Origin of the sequence: Streptomyces fractus (assembly GCF_049844455.1) — a bacterium.
Classification (GTDB): Bacteria; Actinomycetota; Actinomycetes; order Streptomycetales; family Streptomycetaceae; genus Streptomyces; species Streptomyces fractus.
On sequence record NZ_JBMYHI010000002.1, the window covers coordinates 79,873 to 96,036 of the forward strand.

Annotated in this window: 14 protein-coding genes; 8 read left to right on the forward strand and 6 right to left on the reverse strand. The window is 72.3% G+C overall.

Features of this window, described 5'->3' with window-relative positions; all coding sequences use genetic code 11:
- Positions 1-71: 71 nt before the first annotated feature.
- A complete protein-coding gene (locus tag ACP4E5_RS02475; RefSeq protein WP_425825015.1) occupies positions 72-1,340 on the reverse strand; it encodes an aspartate aminotransferase family protein in 1,269 nt (422 codons plus the stop codon).
- A gap of 165 nt (positions 1,341-1,505) precedes the next feature.
- Here ACP4E5_RS02475 and ACP4E5_RS02480 point away from each other — a divergent pair, with 165 nt between their 5' ends.
- The gene (locus tag ACP4E5_RS02480; protein ID WP_425825016.1) at positions 1,506-2,990 is read left to right on the forward strand and encodes an NAD-dependent succinate-semialdehyde dehydrogenase; all 1,485 of its coding nucleotides are present in this window, start codon (positions 1,506-1,508) and stop codon (positions 2,988-2,990) included.
- Between the two features lie 68 nt (positions 2,991-3,058).
- On the forward strand, positions 3,059-3,580 hold the full coding sequence (locus ACP4E5_RS02485; RefSeq protein WP_425825017.1) for a DUF3830 family protein: 522 nt from the start codon (positions 3,059-3,061) through the stop codon (positions 3,578-3,580).
- A 159-nt stretch (positions 3,581-3,739) separates the two neighbouring features.
- Here ACP4E5_RS02485 and ACP4E5_RS02490 read toward each other — a convergent pair whose 3' ends face one another.
- Together ACP4E5_RS02490 and ACP4E5_RS02495 are read right to left on the reverse strand one after the other, a co-directional pair.
- The gene (locus tag ACP4E5_RS02490; protein ID WP_425825018.1) at positions 3,740-4,255 is read right to left on the reverse strand and encodes a putative immunity protein; all 516 of its coding nucleotides are present in this window, start codon (positions 4,253-4,255) and stop codon (positions 3,740-3,742) included.
- A gap of 9 nt (positions 4,256-4,264) precedes the next feature.
- Positions 4,265-4,642, reverse strand: coding sequence for a MerR family transcriptional regulator (locus ACP4E5_RS02495; RefSeq protein ID WP_425825019.1), 378 nt, complete (start codon positions 4,640-4,642; stop codon positions 4,265-4,267).
- A 74-nt stretch (positions 4,643-4,716) separates the two neighbouring features.
- Here ACP4E5_RS02495 and ACP4E5_RS02500 point away from each other — a divergent pair, with 74 nt between their 5' ends.
- A complete protein-coding gene (locus tag ACP4E5_RS02500; protein WP_425825020.1) occupies positions 4,717-5,676 on the forward strand; it encodes an alpha/beta hydrolase family protein in 960 nt (319 codons plus the stop codon).
- A 143-nt stretch (positions 5,677-5,819) separates the two neighbouring features.
- On the opposite strand, the gene ACP4E5_RS02505 is transcribed toward ACP4E5_RS02500, so the two are convergent.
- A complete protein-coding gene (locus tag ACP4E5_RS02505; RefSeq protein WP_425825021.1) occupies positions 5,820-7,310 on the reverse strand; it encodes an amidase in 1,491 nt (496 codons plus the stop codon).
- On the reverse strand, positions 7,307-8,314 hold the full coding sequence (locus tag ACP4E5_RS02510; protein ID WP_425825022.1) for a D-2-hydroxyacid dehydrogenase: 1,008 nt from the start codon (positions 8,312-8,314) through the stop codon (positions 7,307-7,309). The genes ACP4E5_RS02505 and ACP4E5_RS02510 overlap by 4 nt, the downstream gene beginning before the upstream one ends.
- Positions 8,315-8,692: 378 nt before the next feature.
- On the opposite strand from ACP4E5_RS02510, the gene ACP4E5_RS02515 reads away from it, so the two are divergent.
- From ACP4E5_RS02515 to ACP4E5_RS02535, 5 genes are all read left to right on the forward strand, one after another.
- Entirely contained in the window at positions 8,693-9,595 is a 903-nt protein-coding gene (locus tag ACP4E5_RS02515; protein ID WP_425825023.1) for a maleate cis-trans isomerase family protein, read from the forward strand.
- A gap of 106 nt (positions 9,596-9,701) precedes the next feature.
- On the forward strand, positions 9,702-10,472 hold the full coding sequence (locus ACP4E5_RS02520; RefSeq protein ID WP_425825024.1) for a maleate cis-trans isomerase family protein: 771 nt from the start codon (positions 9,702-9,704) through the stop codon (positions 10,470-10,472).
- Between the two features lie 36 nt (positions 10,473-10,508).
- Positions 10,509-11,207, forward strand: a complete 699-nt coding sequence (locus ACP4E5_RS02525) for a GntR family transcriptional regulator (RefSeq protein WP_425825025.1) — start codon at positions 10,509-10,511, stop codon at positions 11,205-11,207.
- A gap of 289 nt (positions 11,208-11,496) precedes the next feature.
- Complete coding sequence (locus tag ACP4E5_RS02530; RefSeq protein ID WP_425841030.1) at positions 11,497-13,782, forward strand: DHA2 family efflux MFS transporter permease subunit; 2,286 nt, start codon at positions 11,497-11,499, stop codon at positions 13,780-13,782.
- Positions 13,783-13,923: 141 nt separating this feature from the next.
- On the forward strand, positions 13,924-14,880 hold the full coding sequence (locus tag ACP4E5_RS02535) for an Lrp/AsnC family transcriptional regulator (RefSeq protein ID WP_425825026.1): 957 nt from the start codon (positions 13,924-13,926) through the stop codon (positions 14,878-14,880).
- Here ACP4E5_RS02535 and ACP4E5_RS02540 read toward each other — a convergent pair.
- A complete protein-coding gene (locus ACP4E5_RS02540) occupies positions 14,858-16,135 on the reverse strand; it encodes an MFS transporter (protein WP_425825027.1) in 1,278 nt (425 codons plus the stop codon). The two genes, ACP4E5_RS02535 and ACP4E5_RS02540, sit on opposite strands and share 23 nt — an antisense overlap.
- Positions 16,136-16,164: the final 29 nt, after the last annotated feature.

The following is a 16,164-nucleotide window of genomic DNA, read 5'->3' on the forward strand; positions in this document are numbered from 1 at the left end:
CGACGCGGCGGCGGCCGGCCGGGGCGACAGTGGGCCTCGGGGCGGCGTCGCCCCGGTTCCTGCCGGAGGTGTCAGCCGAGGACCGCCGCGACCGACTCGCGCCACAGCCGCAGGCCCTCGTCGATCTCCTCGCCGTTCACGACGAGCGGCGGGATCATCCGGACGACCTGGCCCTGCGTGCCACAGGTGAGCAGCAGCAGACCACGCTCGGATGCGGCGGCGTGCACGCGAGCGGCGGTCGCGCCGTCCGGCTCGCCGTCGGCGGTGACGAACTCGATGCCCGCCATGAGGCCGAGGCCGCGGACGTCACCGATGCCGCCCTGGCCGCCGACCGGGTAGTTCTCGGCGACCTCGCGCAGGCCGGTGAAGAGCTGCTCGCCGCGCTCGGCGGCGTTCTCGACGAGCTTCTCCTCCTGGATGACGTCGAGCGTGGCGATGGCGGCGGCACACGACACCGCGTTGCCGCCGTACGTGCCGCCCTGCGAGCCGGGCCATGCCTTCGCCATCAGTTCCTTGGAGGCGGCGATCGCGGACAGCGGGAAACCGCTGGCCAGGCCCTTGGCCGTGACGATGATGTCGGGCTTGCCGTCGAAGTGGTCGTGGCCCCAGAACTTGCCCGTGCGCCCGAACCCGGTCTGCACCTCGTCGATGATCAGCAGGATGCCGTGCCGGTCGGCGCGCTCGCGCAGGCCGCGCAGGAAGGCCGTGTTGGCGGGAACGTAGCCGCCCTCGCCGAGGACCGGCTCCACGATGAACGCGGCGGTGTCGGCGGGCGTGGTGACGGTGGCGAGCAGCTGGTCCAGCTCGCGCAGCGCGAACTTGGTCGCGGTCTCCTCGTCCCAGCCGTAGTAGAAGCAGTTGGGGAACGGGGCGAGCGCGACGCCCGACATCAGCGGGCCGTATCCGGAGCGGAACTTGGTGGCCGACGTGGTCATCGACGCGGCGGCGAGCGTACGGCCGTGGAAGCCACCCTGGAAGGCGACGATGTTGGGCCGACCGGTGGCCTGCTTGGCGAGGCGCATCGCGGCCTCGACGGCCTCCGAACCAGAGTTGACGAAGAAGAGCGAGTCGAGTCCGTTCGGCAGGACCTCTCCCAGGCGCGCGCTGAGGGTCTGCAGCGGCTTGTGCATCACGGTCGTGTACTGGCCGTGGATGAGCTTGCCGACCTGCTCCTGGGCGGCGGCGACCACCTTGGGGTGGCAGTGCCCGGTGGAGGTGACGCCGATGCCGGCGGTGAAGTCCAGGTGGGCGCGGCCGGACTCGTCGTAGAGACGGACACCCTCGCCGCGTTCGGCCAGGACGGGGGTGGCCTGCTTGAGGACGGGGGACAAGGCACTCATGGACGGCTCCTCGCTCGGTGACCGCGGTCATTCACGGATCTTCTACGGAGATCAACATCAGGCCGCGTCGTAGGATTGTCAACAACCTACACTCATGCAAGCATGCAATTCCGCGGCTGTCCACGAGTGAGCCGGGCCGGGAGTTCCAAAACCACGGGAGTCGAAGTGAGTGCAGTGACCGAACAGCAGACAGAGCGCGAGCGGGCCGTCGTCGCGTCCGTGCCCGACGGACTGTTCATCGGCGGCGGCTGGCGCCCGGCGGCCTCCGGCGCGACCTTCGGCGTCGAGGACCCCTCGGTCGCCCGTGAGCTGCGCACCGTCGCCGACGCGGGCGCCGAGGACGCGCGCGCCGCCGCCGCGGCCGCGGCCGCCGCGCAGGAGTCCTGGGCGGCCACCGCGCCGCGCGAGCGCAGCGAGATCCTGCGCCGCGGCTACGAGTTGCTCATGCGGCGCCAGGACGAACTGGCCCTCCTGATGACTCTGGAAATGGGCAAGCCGATCGCCGAGGCGCGCGGCGAGGTGGCGTACGCCGCCGAGTTCTTCCGCTGGTTCGCCGAGGAGGCCGTCCGTATCGAGGGCGGCTACCAGACCTCCCCCGACGGCAAGGACCGCTTTGTCGTGATGAAGCGCCCGGTCGGCCCGGTCCTCCTGATCACGCCGTGGAACTTCCCGCTCGCCATGGGCACCCGCAAGATCGGCCCGGCGATCGCCGCAGGCTGCACGATGATCATCAAGCCCGCCGAGCAGACGCCGCTGTCGATGCTGAAGCTCGCCGAGATCATGACGGAGGCGGGCGTGCCCGCGGGCGTTCTGAACGTGCTCACGACGTCCCGCCCCGGCGAGGTCGTCGAGCCGCTGCTGCGCGGCGGCACGATCCGCAAGCTGTCCTTCACCGGCTCCACCGCGGTGGGCCGCCTGCTCATCGAACAGAGCGCCGAGCATGTGCTGCGGGTGTCGCTGGAGCTGGGCGGCAACGCGCCGTTCATCGTGTGCGAGGACGCCGACCTCGACAAGGCCGTCGAGGGTGCGATGGCCGCCAAGATGCGCAACATCGGCGAGGCGTGCACGGCCGCCAACCGTCTGTACGTGCACGAGTCCGTCGCCGCGGAGTTCGCCGAGAAGCTCTCCGCGCGGATGGCCGCGCTCGCGGTCGGCCGCGGCACGGAGGACGGCGTCTCGGTCGGCCCGCTGATCGACGAGGACGGCCGCGGCAAGGTCGAGGAGCTGGTCGCCGACGCCGTCGAGCGCGGCGCGAAGGTCCTCACGGGCGGCGAGCGCGCGCAGGGCGAGGGCTACTTCTACACCCCGACCGTCCTCACCGGCGTCTCCCCCGACTCGGCGCTGATGAGCCAGGAGATCTTCGGTCCCGTCGCCCCGATCCTCACCTTCGCCGACGAGGACGAGGTGGTCGCCGCGGCCAACGACACCGAGTACGGCCTGGTGTCCTACCTGTTCACGGAGAACCTGGAGCGCGCCTTCCGGATGTCCGAGCGGCTGGAGACCGGCATGGTCGGCCTCAACAAGGGGGTCGTCTCCAACCCCGCGGCCCCGTTCGGCGGCGTCAAGGCCTCGGGCCTCGGCCGTGAGGGCGGCCGGGTCGGCATCGACGAGTTCCTGGAGACGCGCTACCTGGCGATGCCGCTCGGCTGACAGGCGGACCCCAACCGGCTTACCTTCCCCCTACGTTGATCACCGATCAGACCGGAGCGACGACACCCATGGACCGTTTCATCGAGGTCTCCCTGCCCAAGCGCGGCGTCACCGCCACCGCCAAGCTGCTCGACGACCGCGCCCCGATCACCTGCGAGGCGATCTGGAACGCCCTGCCGCTGGGCAGCGACGTCTACCACGCGAAGTACGCGCGCAACGAGATCTACACCCTTGTCCCGGCCTTCGCCCCGCAGGAGCCCCCGCTGGAGAACCCGACGATCACGCCGATCCCCGGCGACCTGTGCTACTTCACGTTCTCCAACACCCAGATGAGCACGGCCTCCTACGGCTACGAGGCCGCGGCCGAGCAGCAGGGCAACCAGGCCGCGCACGCGGAGCGCGACATCGTCGTCGACCTCGCCCTCTTCTACGAGCGCAACAACCTCCTCATCAACGGCGACCAGGGCTGGGTCCCCGGCATCGTCTGGGGCACGATCGTCGACGGGCTCGACCGCCTCGCCGAGGCCAGTCAGGACCTGTGGCGGACGGGCGCCGTCGGGGAGTCGCTGCAGTTCAAGCGTGCGGAGTGAGTGTGTAGGCAGTACCGACAGGGGCGGGCCGGCCCTCCGGCCCGCCCCCTTCTCGTGCGGTCGGCGCCCGGGTTACAGCGGGTCCCCGAGGGGCCCGTACTCACCCTCCAGGCTTGGCCGGCGCGGCGACGGCCCTGCCGAGGTAGGCCGGGGCCGCTGTCAGCAGTCGAAGACCGACCAGCAGATGTCGTTGCGCAGCCGCTGGTCGTCCAGGACGAGATCCTTGATGGCGTCCGGGAGTTGGGCTCGCTGCCAGCCGCACTCGGCCCGGCCCGCCTCCTCGGCCTCGGCCTTGGGGGCCGCCGCGCGGGCCGCCTTGATCGCGTAGGCCGCGGCGCCCAGTTCATGCGCGGCGACGTGCGCGACCACGGCGGCCTGTCCGGCGGCGAACGCCGCGTGGCGGGCCGCTCCGCCGAGCACGCGCGCCGCGGCCATCGCGTGGCCGCCCGCCGCGCGGGAGTCGGACATCCTGATCTCGCCGCGCGCCCACGCCCTGACCTGTTCGATCGCCTCACGAGGACGCCGGTCGAGGGGCTCCACCGCCTCGAAGAGCGGCAGCACGTGCTCGGCGCAGTCGGCCGCCCAGAGGGCCAGGAGGTGGTGGTCGTCGTCCGTGAGCGTCCCTCCGCGGCGCAGCGTGATGAAGCGGGGGTCGCGGATCTTGGGCAGGATCACGGGGCCACCCTACGACGCCGGTGTGCGGCAGGACCGGCCGGTGCGCAGGTTCTTCGTGGCCCCGGCGATGACCGATTCGAGGCGGTCGCGGGTGTCGGCGAGTTCGGCGATCTTGTTGTCGATGTGGTCCCGCTCGACCGCCAGTCGGTCGAGCAGTTCGGGGGTGGCGTCGCCGTCGACGACGCACGGCAGCAGCTCGACGATGGTGCGGCTCGACAGGCCGGCGGCGTAGAGCTGCTGGATCAGTCGGACCCGGTCGACCGCTTCGCGCGCGTACAACCGCTGCCCGCTGGGGCTGCGTTCCGCGGCGAGCAGGTCGTGCTCCTCGTAGTAGCGCAGCGCCCGGACGCTGACACCGGTCTTGGCGGCGAGCTCTCCGATACGCACCGTGTGCCTCCCCGGCCGGTCCGACGACGCCAGGACTTGCCTCTGACGTCAACGTCAGGTTTTAGCGTACGCGCATGGACACCTCGAACACGTCGGGCGCCTTGGACGCCGCGCCCCCCGTCGTCTCGGTCAAGCCGATCGTGCTGCCGGCGCCGCATCACGACGGGGGCCTGCGCGCACGCGTCACCGCGCCCGTGAGCGGACGGGGCCTGCCGGTCGTTCTTCTCTCGCACGGCTTCGGCTCGTCGCTGGAGGGCTACGGGCCGCTGGTCGACCACTGGGCCGCGCACGGTTTCGTGGTCGTGCAGCCGACTCATCTCGACTCCAGGACGCTCGGCCTCGCGGCAGGCGATCCGCGCGGGCCCCGGACGTGGCGTTATCGCGTGGAAGACATGGGGATCGTGCTCGATCGACTCAGCGTGCTCGAAGCTTCCGTTCCGGGCCTGCGGGGCCGCCTCGACCGACGGCGTATCGCCGTGGCGGGGCATTCCTTCGGCGGGCAGACGGCGGGCATGCTGCTCGGGCTGCGGGTCGGCGATCCGGAGACCGGAGTCGCGCAGGACCTCGCCGATCCGCGCGTCCGGGCGGGCGTGCTGCTGGCGACGGCCGGGAGCGGGGGCGACTCCCTGACGCCCTTCGCCGCCGAGAACCTGCCCTGGCTGCGGCATCCGGACTTCACGCGGATGACCGCCCCCGCGCTGATTGTCGCGGGCGACAAGGACGAGCTGCCGCTGACCGTCCCGGACGCGGAGTGGACGACCGATCCTTACCGCCTCAGTCCCGGCGACAAGAGCCTGCTCACGCTGTACGGGGCCGAGCACTTCCTCGGCGGCGTCTCCGGCTACGAGGTGGCGGAGACGACCGACGAGAATCCGGCACGTGTCGCCCTGGTCCAGGCAGTCACGACGGCGTACCTGCGCCATGCGCTCGGCTTGGGCAGTTCCGACTGGGCGTCGGCCGGGACCGAACTCGCCGAGGGTGCGCACCCGTTGGGCCGTCTGGAGTCCAAGGGCCCGTCGGAGACACCGTCCTGACGGCGTGTGTCAGGACGGGTCGCCTTTGGGGAGCGCCCCGTGGGGCAGCCAGCCGGCCCCCGATTCCGTCGTGACGAAGACGAAGGCCGGCCTCAGTTCCCGTCCTCCGACGTCGCGGGAGGACGTCGTGGGAGCTTGGAGCATCAGCCCACCGGCGCCGTGTCCACCACCCCGGAACCGCGCAGCGCGGCATGCAGCACCGCGGAGGCGCGCAGCACCAGCTCGTCGCCGTGGCGCGCGGCGACGAGCTGCGCGCCCACCGGCAGGCCCGCGTCGGTCACGCCGCAGGGCACCGTGGAGGCGGGCTGCTGCGTGAGGTTGAACGGGTATGTGAACGGGGTCCAGCCCGTCCACCGCTTGTGCCCGCTGCCGGCCGGCACCTCGACGCCCGCCTCGAACGCCGCGATCGGCACCGCGGGCGTGAGCAGCAGGTCGTACGTCTCGTGGAAGCGGCCCATGCGCACGCCCAGCGCCATGCGTGTGTCGACGGCGCCCAGGTAGTCGAGCGCGCTCTTCGCGGCGCCCTCGCGGCACACCTCCTGGAGCCCCGCGTCCAGTTGGGCGAACTGCTCGGCGCCCAGGTGCTCGACGACCTTGGCGGCGCCGGAGAACCACAGCGTGTGGTACGCCTCCACGGGGTCGGTGAAGCCGGGGTCGGCCTCTTCGACATCCGCGCCGAGGTCGGCCAGGAGCCGGGCCACCGCCGCGACACGCGAGGCCACCTGCGGGTCCACGGGGGCGCCCGCGAGGGTCGGGGCGTAGGCGATGCGCAGTCCCTGGAGCGAACCCGCGGCCAACGCGTCGACCACGGCCGCCCGGTAGCCGCCGCGCGGCGCGTCGAGGGCCGACCAGTCGCGGCTGTCGAAGCCCGTGACGACGTCCATGAGGAGGGCGGCGTCCTCCACGGTGCGGGTCATGGGGCCCGCGTGCGCCAGCGTGCCGAAGGGGCTGGCCGGGTAGAGCGGGATCCGCCCGTACGTGGGCTTCATGCCGAAGATGCCGCAGAACGCGGCCGGGATCCGCACCGAGCCGCCGCCGTCGGTGCCGATGGACAGCGGGGCCATGCCCGCCGCGACGGCCGACGCGCTGCCGCCCGAGGAGCCGCCCGCCGTCGTCGACGGGTCCCACGGGTTGCGGGTGACGCCGGTCAGCGGGTTGTCGGTGACGCCCTTCCAGCCGAACTCCGGCGTCGTCGTCTTGCCGACGAACACGGCGCCCGCTTCCCGCATCCGGGCGACGCACGGCGCGTCCTCGTCCCACTCGCGGTCGGCGGAGATGGTGCGGGAGCCGCGGAGCGTGGGGTGGCCCTTGGTGAGCATCAGGTCCTTGATGGACGTCGGCACGCCGTCGAGGAGGCCGAGGGCCTCGCCACGCCGGCGCCGCTCCTCGCTCGCCTTCGCCTGCGCGAGCGCCTCGTCGCGGTCGACCAGGCAGAACGCGTTGAGCTTGCTGTCGACGGACTCGATGCGGTCGAGCACGGAGCGGGTGGCCTCGACCGGGGACAGGTCGCCGCTCTCGTAGGCGGCGAGCAGCTCGGTGGCGGTCAGCGCGTACGGCTCCTGGGGAGCCGGGGTGCTCACGCCGGCCGTGGCGTTCGCGCCGGCGGTGCTGGTCGAGCTGGTCGTGCTGGTCATCGGGGGCCCTCCTCTGCTGCGGCCTGCGGGGCGTCCGCGACCGGTACGTAACCCAGTTCCTTGTCCACGACGTTGCGCAGCGGACGGCCCGCGCGCCAGCGCGCGAAGTTGTCGGCGAAGACCTCGGCGAGGTCGTCGAGCCAGGTGTCGGTGTCGGCCGACATGTGTGGGGAGACCAGCAGGTTCGGGGCGTCCCACAGCGGGTTGTCGGCGGGCAGCGGCTCCTCCCGGAACACGTCGAGCGCCGCGCCGCCCAGTTGGCCCTCTTCGAGGGCCGCGAGGAGGTCCTTCTCGACGACCATGGGGCCGCGCCCCACGTTGACGAAGCGGGCGCCGCGCTTCATGCGGGCGAAGGTGGCCGCGTCGAACAGGTCCTGCGTCTGCTCGGTGAGTGGCGCCGCGCAGACCACCCAGTCGGCGCGCGAGAGCAGCGTGTCGAGCTCGTCGAAGGCGTGCACCGTGCCGACCTCGGGGTCGCCCTCCCTGCGGGTGCGTCCGACCAGTTCGGTGTCGATACCGAGGGCGCGCAGGGTGCGGACGACGGCGCGGCCGATGGGGCCGCCGCCGAGCACGACGGCGCGCGTCCCCCAGACCCGCTGGGTGACGCGGTGCCGCCAGACGTGGTCGCGCTGGCGGTCGTAGGTGCCGGCGAAGTCCTTGGCGAGGGCGATGATCTGGCCCGCGACGTACTCGGCGATGGGCTGTTCGAAGACGCCGCGCGAATTGGTGAGGAGCGCGTCGGAGTCGCGCAGGGCGGGGAACATCAGCCGGTCGACGCCGGCGCTCGCGGTGTGCACCCAGCGCGGTCCGCCCTGTTCAGGCCACGCGCCGGGCAGCGCCTCGGTGCCGAACTCCCACACCAACAGCGCATCGGCGTGCGGCAGTTCGGCGGCGAGCCGGTCCTCGGGGATGCAGACGAGCTCGGCGTGGGCCGCCACCTCCTCCAGGCCACTGGGCCGGTGGTCGGCGAGCACCAGAACGCGGGATTTCTCGGTCTTCGGCACGGCGGTCCTTCGGGTCGCGCGACGGGCGCGGCGACGGTTGGAGCGGACGGTATGCGAGGTGCGGTTCGAGGGTTGACCATGGAGGGACGAAGACCCCGTGAGGGCTGGGGAAGGGCCATCCCCTGGGCTGAGATCCCCGGCTCTTTACCGAGGCTTTCACCACGATGAACGAGCAGCCCCCCGTAGGGGATTGACACGCTAAGCAGCCGATCTTTACGTTGTCAACAATCTACATGCGAACCGCGGGCCCACTCTCTTACCCGTGGCTCGCCCGGCAAAACACCCCTCCCCTCCGCACGACCTGCCATCACACGTCCACCTCAGGCGTACGGACCGCACCCCGGTCCCGTACGCGTGCAGCCACGAAGGGGCCCTGCATTGGACATCACGACCTTCGGCGGACCCGTCCCCCAGCTCGGCATCGGCGTAGTCGCCCCGTTCGACTTCGCGCTCGATCGCGAACTGTGGCGTTGGACCCCCGAGGAGATCTCCCTCCACCTGACCCGCACCCCGTACGTTCCCGTGGAGGTCAGCGTGGACATGGCTCGCTTGATCAGCGAGCACGAGACCTTGCACAACGCCGTCATGGCGCTCGACGCGGTACGGCCCGCGTCCTACGCGTACGCCTGCACATCCGGCAGCTTCGTCGGCGGCACCGCGCACGAACGCGCCATGTGCGTGTCCATGAGCGGGGCGGGCGGCGGCGCGCCGTCCGTGACCACGTCCGGGGCGCTGCTGGAGGCGCTCGGCGAGCTGGGCGCGCGCCGGGTCAGCGTCATCACGCCGTACACCGCGTCCCTGACGGATTCGCTCGCCGACTTCCTGGGCGAGGCGGACGTGGACGTGGTCGGCCGCCAGTACATGGGCCTGACCGGGGAGATCTGGAAGGTCGGTTATCGCAACGTGGTGGAACTGGCCCGCTCGGCGGACCTGACGCACGCGGACTGTCTCTTCATCAGCTGTACCAATCTGGCCACGTACGACGTGATCCCGCAGTTGGAGGCGGAGCTCAGGATCCCGGTGATCTCCGCGAACCAGGTCACGATGTGGGCCGCGCTGCGCCGCGCGGGCGCCCTCGCGGCGGGTGACTACCAGTCGCTGATCGACCCGGCGGCCCGCGCGGCACTCTCGCCCTACAGCGGGCGGGGCATCGCCCCGCCTCCGCCCGCCGCCGCGGCGGCCGTCGTGCGGGAGGCCGCCGACTGGGAGCAGATCGCGGCGCCCGAGGCGACGGCGGCGGCTCCCCCGGACGAGCCGACCGCGGACCTCGACCTCGGCTGAGCCCCTGAGCAGCGCCACACCGTGGCGCTGCCGCTCTTCGTACTGTCAACAATCTACATTTGACCGGATCCTCGGTACACTGCCTGCACGAAAGGACGTCAGAAGCATGAGCGAGAAGACCACCCGAGTCGGGTTCCTGTACCCCGGTCACTCCGCGGAGGACGACTACCCGCGCCTGGAGCGGATGATCGGCGGCGGCGCCCGGCTCACGCTCGTCCACACGGACATCGGCGTGGACGCGCACCGGGTGGACGACCTCCTGGAGATGGGTTCCACGCACCGTCTCAAGGCGGCGCTCGGTGAGCTGCTGGCCGAGCCGCAGGACGTGGTGGTCTGGGCGTGCACCAGCGCCAGCTTCATCTTCGGTCCCGAGGGCGCCCGCAAGCAGGTCGCCGAGCTCGCGGAGGCCGCGGGGCTCCCGGTCGAGCGGGCCTCGTCGACATCGTTCGCCTTCGCGCACGCGGTCCAGGCGCTCGGCGTACGACGCCTCGCCATCGCCGCGACGTACCCGGACGACGTGGCGGGCTACTTCGTCCGCTTCCTGGAGCACCACGGCTCGGAAGTCGTCTCGGTGTCGGGGCAGGGCATCATCACCGCCGCCGAGGTCGGCACGCTGGGCCGCGAGCAGGTCATCGAACTGGCGCGGGAGAACGACCACCCGGACGCCGAGGCGATCCTGCTGCCCGACACCGCGCTGCACAGCGCCGCCTGGCTGGACGACCTCGAGGAGGCCGTCGGCAAGCCCGTCCTGACGGCCAACCAGGTCACCGCCTGGGAAGGCCTGCGGCTCGCGGGCGACGAGACGCCGCGCGAGGGCCTCGGCTCGCTGTTCCGGCTCTCCCGCACACCCCATTCCCCGACCCCCGCGGGCGCCTGAAGCGGCGGCCGCGCCGATCAGAGGACCGAACTTAATATGGCCACTGCGAAAACCCTGCGACCGGTCAAGCGTGAACCCGCGGCGACCGTCATCGCCGCACGGCTCACCGAAGCGATCATGGACGGCACCCTGGCTCCCGGCACCCAGCTGGGCGAGGCCGAGCTGGCGGGCCAGCTCGGCGTGAGCCGGGGCCCGCTGCGCGAGGCGCTGCAACGCCTCGTGCAGCAGGGCATCGCCGTCAGCGCACCGCATCGCGGCGTCTTCGTGACCCGCCTCGACGAGGACGACGTGCGCGACATCTATCTGGCGCGCACCGCCATGGAGTCCGCGGCCTGCCGCCTCGTGCTGCAGCACGACCCGCAGACCACCGCGAACCACCTGGAGAAGGCGCACCGCAGGATGGAGTCGGCGGCGCGGCGTGGCAACGACGCGGCGCTGAGCGCCGCGGACATGGACTTCCACCAGGTGCTCGTCGAGCAGTCCGGCAGCCCGCGCCTGCAGCGCATCGCGCAGACCCTGTTCGTGGAGACGCGGATGTGCCTGGCGGTCCTCACCGACGACCACTCGGACCCGGACGCGCTGGTCGAGGAGCACGCGGAGCTGATCGAGGCGATGCGCGACGAGGACGAGGAGCGCCTGCTGACACTCCTCGACGCGCACATGCAGGACGCGGTCGCCCGGCTCACCGGCGGGGCCGTGCAGGCGGCGGCCGAACCGGACGCGGTGGCGGGCTGATCCGCAGCACTTGATACGAGGAGAGCCCCCGGCGAGACGTGTCGCCGGGGCTCTCCTCGTCTGCGTACACGCATGCCCGGCCGGTTGTCGGAAATCCGTGAACGCGGGCACCCCCGCATCGGTTTTCCGGGGTTCGGCGACCCTGGCTGGCCTCGGTGCCGCCCGAGGACGGAAGGTGCTCCAGGTCGGAAAGTCGAGCGCGGCGCACTGCGCGCCGCAGGAGAGGGTCTTCGTGAACGTGGCGACAACGGCGAACGGAACACAGGAGCGGCGGGCCGTCACCCTCGTCATGGCCTGTGTCGGGGTGTTCGTCGCCTATCTGCCGGTGACCTCCGTGTCGGTGAGTCTCCCGGCGATCCAGCGTGCGCTGGGCGCGTCCACATCCGAGCTGTCCTGGGTGTCCGACGCGTTCGTCCTGCCGATGGCGGCGCTCATCCTGACGGCGGGCGTGTTCGGTGATGTGCACGGGCGCAAGAAGGTGTTCCAGGCGGGCCTGGCGTTCACCGCGGTCGGCGCGGCGACGGCGCTGTGCGCGCGGTCGGTCGAGGTGGTGTGGACCGGTCAGGCGTTGGCCGGGATCGGCGCCGCCGCGCTGCTGCCGACGACGCTGGCGATGATCAGCCAGGCGGTGCCCGACCCGCGTGAACGCGGCAAGTTCGTGGGCCTGTGGGCGTCGTCCCTGATGGCGGCGCTGGCCGTCGGCCCGCTGATCTCGGGTGTGATCCTGGCGCACGCGCAGTGGCGCTGGATCTATCTGCCGTCCATACCCGTGGCGCTGCTCGCCATCGCGGTCGCCGCACGGCTGGTGAAGGACTCCCGCGCCCCGCACGCCCGGGCGCTCGACTGGCCGGGGCAGATCACCGCCACGGTCGCCATCACGGCGCTCGTGTACGGGGTCATCGAGGGCGGCGCCGGCTCCTTCTCCGACACCCGCGTGCTCGTGGCGCTGGCGCTCGCCGTGGTCGGCGTGATCGCCTTCCTCGTCTTCGAGCGGCGCAGCGCCAGTCCGATGCTCGACCTCAAGCTCTTCCGCAGCGCCGGATTCAGCGCGACGACCCTGATCGCGATGATCACCTTCATGGCGCTCATCGGGTTCTTCTTCGTGCTCAGCCTCTACTTCGGGATGGTGCAGCAGCTCGACACCCTCGACGCCGGGTACCGGCTGCTGATGGTGACCGGGGTGTGCTTCTTCGTCGGCCCGGTGGCGGGGCGTGTGATGCACCGGATCTCGCCGCGCGTGCTGATCACCGTCGGCCTGCTGTGCGCGGCGGGCTCCTTGTTCTCGTTGACGTCGCTGACCGCGGACACCTCGTTCGGGCCGATGGCCTGGCGTCTCGCGCTGCTCGGGCTCGGCATGGGGCTCGTCGTCACCCCCATGACGGCGACCGCCGTGTCCTCCGTGCCGCACCATCTGGCGGGCATGGCCGCGGCGGGCAACAACGCGCTGCGGCAGGTGGGCGGCGCGCTCGGTCCGGCGATCCTGGGCGCGCTGCTCACGTCGAAGTCCACGGGGTCGCTGGGCGGGCACCTGGCCGATGCCGGGGTCACCGGGGACGCGGCGCAGCGGATCGTCGGGGCGGCCGAGGCGCAGGGGCTCGGGGCGGTCGCCCAGCTGGACCTCGGGGCGGACCGGGGGCGGGCCCTCGGCGCGCTGTCCGAGTCGTTCCTCGACGGGATGCAGCTGTGCCTGATCGTGGCCGGTTCGCTGGCCGTGCTCGCGGCGCTGGTCGGCGCGGTCCTGCTGCGGCGTCCGAAGCCGGCGCCCGCGACGGCGCCCGTGCCTGAATCAGCCGAAGCGGTGGAGGCCGCTGGGCCCGCGCTGTCCGGAACCGTGCGCGACGCGTCGGGCACCGGCCTGGCGGGTGCCGTGCTCACGCTCATCTCGCCCGCGGGTCAGCAGCTCGCGCGCGCGGTCGCCGGGGCCGACGGGCGCTACCGCATGCCCGTTCCCGGGCCCGGCGCCCATGTGCTGATCACGACGGCGGAGGGCCACCACCCGCACGCGACGAACCTCGTCCTCGCCGACCGTCCGACCGAGCACGACATCCTGTTGTCCGGCGCGGGCAGCCTGACCGGCAAGGTCGTCGGCGCCGACGACGGGCTTCCCGTCGCCCACGCCGTCGTCATGGTCACGGACCCGCGCGGCGACGTGCTGGCGAGCGGCGTCACGGACTCCTCGGGGAGCTACGTCCTCGGGGACATCGCCGAGGGCGACATCACGATCTCCGTGACCGCCGAAGGGTTCCGGCCCACCGCCGTCGCGGCGCGGGCCGCCAAGTCCGCCACGGTCCAGCCGGACATCGAGCTGCGGCCGGGTGTCCGCCTTCAGGGGCAGATCCGTACGAAGGCGGAGCTGCGGCCGCTGTCCGACGCGCGCGTGACCCTGCTGGACGCGGCCGGGAACGTGGTGGGCACCTCGACCACCGGTTCGGACGGGGCGTACGCCTTCGGTGATCTGGACGCGGGCGAGTACTCGCTGGTCGCCAGCGGCTACCCGGCGTCGACCCGGACGGTGTCGGTGAACGGCCGCGCCGTGGAGGCCCTCGACCTGGAACTGGCGCACCCGCACGGCTGATGCGAGCACGACGAACCCGGGATCGCGTGAGGCGGTCCCGGGTTCGCCCGTTTCCGAGGGTGCCGTCGCCCGCCGCCCCGACCGGCTCCTTTACGATCACGCGTAAGCCCACCCGTCAGGACCACGCCCCCGGAGCCCGCCGTGCTCGACGCACTCGACCTGCAGTTGCTGCAAGCTCTGCAACTCGACGGGCGGGCGCCGTTCAGCCGGATCGCGGCCGTCCTCGGTGTCTCCGACCAGACCATCGCCCGCCGGTTCCGCCGGCTGCGCGGGAGCGTGGGCCTGCGGGTCATCGGCGTCACGGACGACTCGCTGCTCGGGCGCAGCAGCTGGCTCGTCCGGCTGCGCTGCGCACCCGACGGCGCGGAACAGCTGGCGGGCGCCCTCGCGCGACGCTCCGACACCTCGTACGTGGGGCTGCTGTCCGGCGGCACGGAAGTGCTGTGCTCGATCAAGCCGCGCGGCGGCCAGGAGGACGAACTGCTCCTGGCCCGTCTCCAGCGCACACCACTGGTCACCTCGGCGACCGCGCAGTGCGTTCTGCACCCCTTCTACGGTGGCCCGGTCGGCTGGCTCAACAAGATCAAGGCGCTGGACGCGGAGCAGGAGGCGGCGCTGCGGGCGCCGTCCGCCGAACCCTCCGCTCCCCCGGTCCTCGACGAGGTCGACGAGACCCTCCTGGCCCTGCTCCGCCGGGACGGCCGGGTGGCGCTCACCGAACTCCAGGCGGCCACCGGCCAGTCGGAGTCGGTGGTCAAGCGCCGCCTGGACCGGCTGCGTTCGAGCGGCGTCCTCTACTTCGACGTGCAGCACACCCACGAACTGCTCGGCCATTCGGTCATGGCGGCGCTGTGGCTGACCGTCGCCCCGTCCGCGCTCACCGCCGTGGGCGAGTCCCTCGCGGCGCACCCGGAGGTGCGGTTCGCCGCGGCGGTGACCGGGGTCGCCGGGGTGTTCGCCGCGACGGTGCACCGCGACACCCGCGAGCTGTACACGTACGTGAGCGAGGGGATCGGGGCGCTCCACGGCGTGCGGTCCGTCGAAAGCGCCCTCTTCGTGCGGCAGGTCAAGCAGCTCACGTACGAGCCGGGTCGCTGACCTCCGGTGTCGTACGCCCGCCGACGGTGACCAGCACGAGGCAGGCGAGGGCGACCACGGCGATCGCGGCGAGCATCACCGAGTACGGCAGCCACGCCGACAGCGTCGCGAGGACGGTGGGCAGCAGGAACCCGGCGTAGGCGAGCGTGTAGTAGATGCCGGTGAGGCCCGCGAGGTCGTCGGGTCCCGCCATGCGCTGGATCTCCAGGAGGCCGGAGACGACGGCGATGCCGTATCCGGCGCCGAGCGCGACGGCTGCGGCCGCCGCGAGCCACGGTGACAGCACGGCGGCGTTGACGGCGCACAGCACGGTGCCGAGCAGCATGACCGACATGGCGGCGACCGGTGCCCGCCCGCCCCGGGAGCCCGTGCGGCTGTCGAGCTTCTTGGCCAATGGCTGCACGGCGGCGCCGGTGCCGAGGGTCAGGACCGTGAGCGCGGTGGCGTAGGCGAGGCCCCAGTGCCCGACCCGGTTGTCGACGAGCTGGGGCATGACCGCGTACGCGAGCCCGGCCGCGCCGAACACCCAGGGCGCCATGGGGATGACGACCCAGCGGAAGCGGCGGCGGGCGGGGGCGGGGATGCGCAGGTCGGCGGCGAGTTCACCGATCAGGGCCCGCAGCGAGCCCGCCGCGCCGCGCACCGCGGTCCGGGTCTCCGGGATGCGCAGCAGGAGCACGGGGACCGCGGCGGTGAGCACGATGTGGACGACGTACGGCGTCACCATCGGCCAGGGTCCCCACTGGGCCAGGGCTCCGGCCACGCCCGCGCCAAGGGCGAAGCCGGCCGTCTGGCACAGGGAGGCGCGGCGCGCGGCGGCTCCGGTGTCCGCCCCGGTGGACAGTTCCTTGACCCAGCTGCTGCCGACGGCCATGGCGATGCCGACGGCGACGCCGGTCATCAGGCGGCCGACGTAGATGGGCCAGGCGCTGTGTTCGCCGAAGCACAGGACGAGGCTCGCGAGGATGGAGGCGAGGGTCCCGGCGATCATCACCGGTCGTCGTCCGCGCCGGTCGGATATCGGCCCGGCGAGCAGCAGGCCGGGGACCAGGCCGACGACGTAGGCGCCGAGGAAGGCGTCGACGCTGAGTGTCGAATAGCCGCCCAGCTCGCGGTACATGAGCAGGAGCGGCGTGAACTGGTTGCCGCCCCAGCCGCAGACGAACATCGCCGCGGCGACGGTCCGCCACTGGCCGGGCCGGACGGGAGCAGCCGCGGGTTCGGCCGGCTGCTGGGTGGTGTGCGTGTCGAGCATCGTGAGGGCAGGGCTCTTTCAGGGGTGGG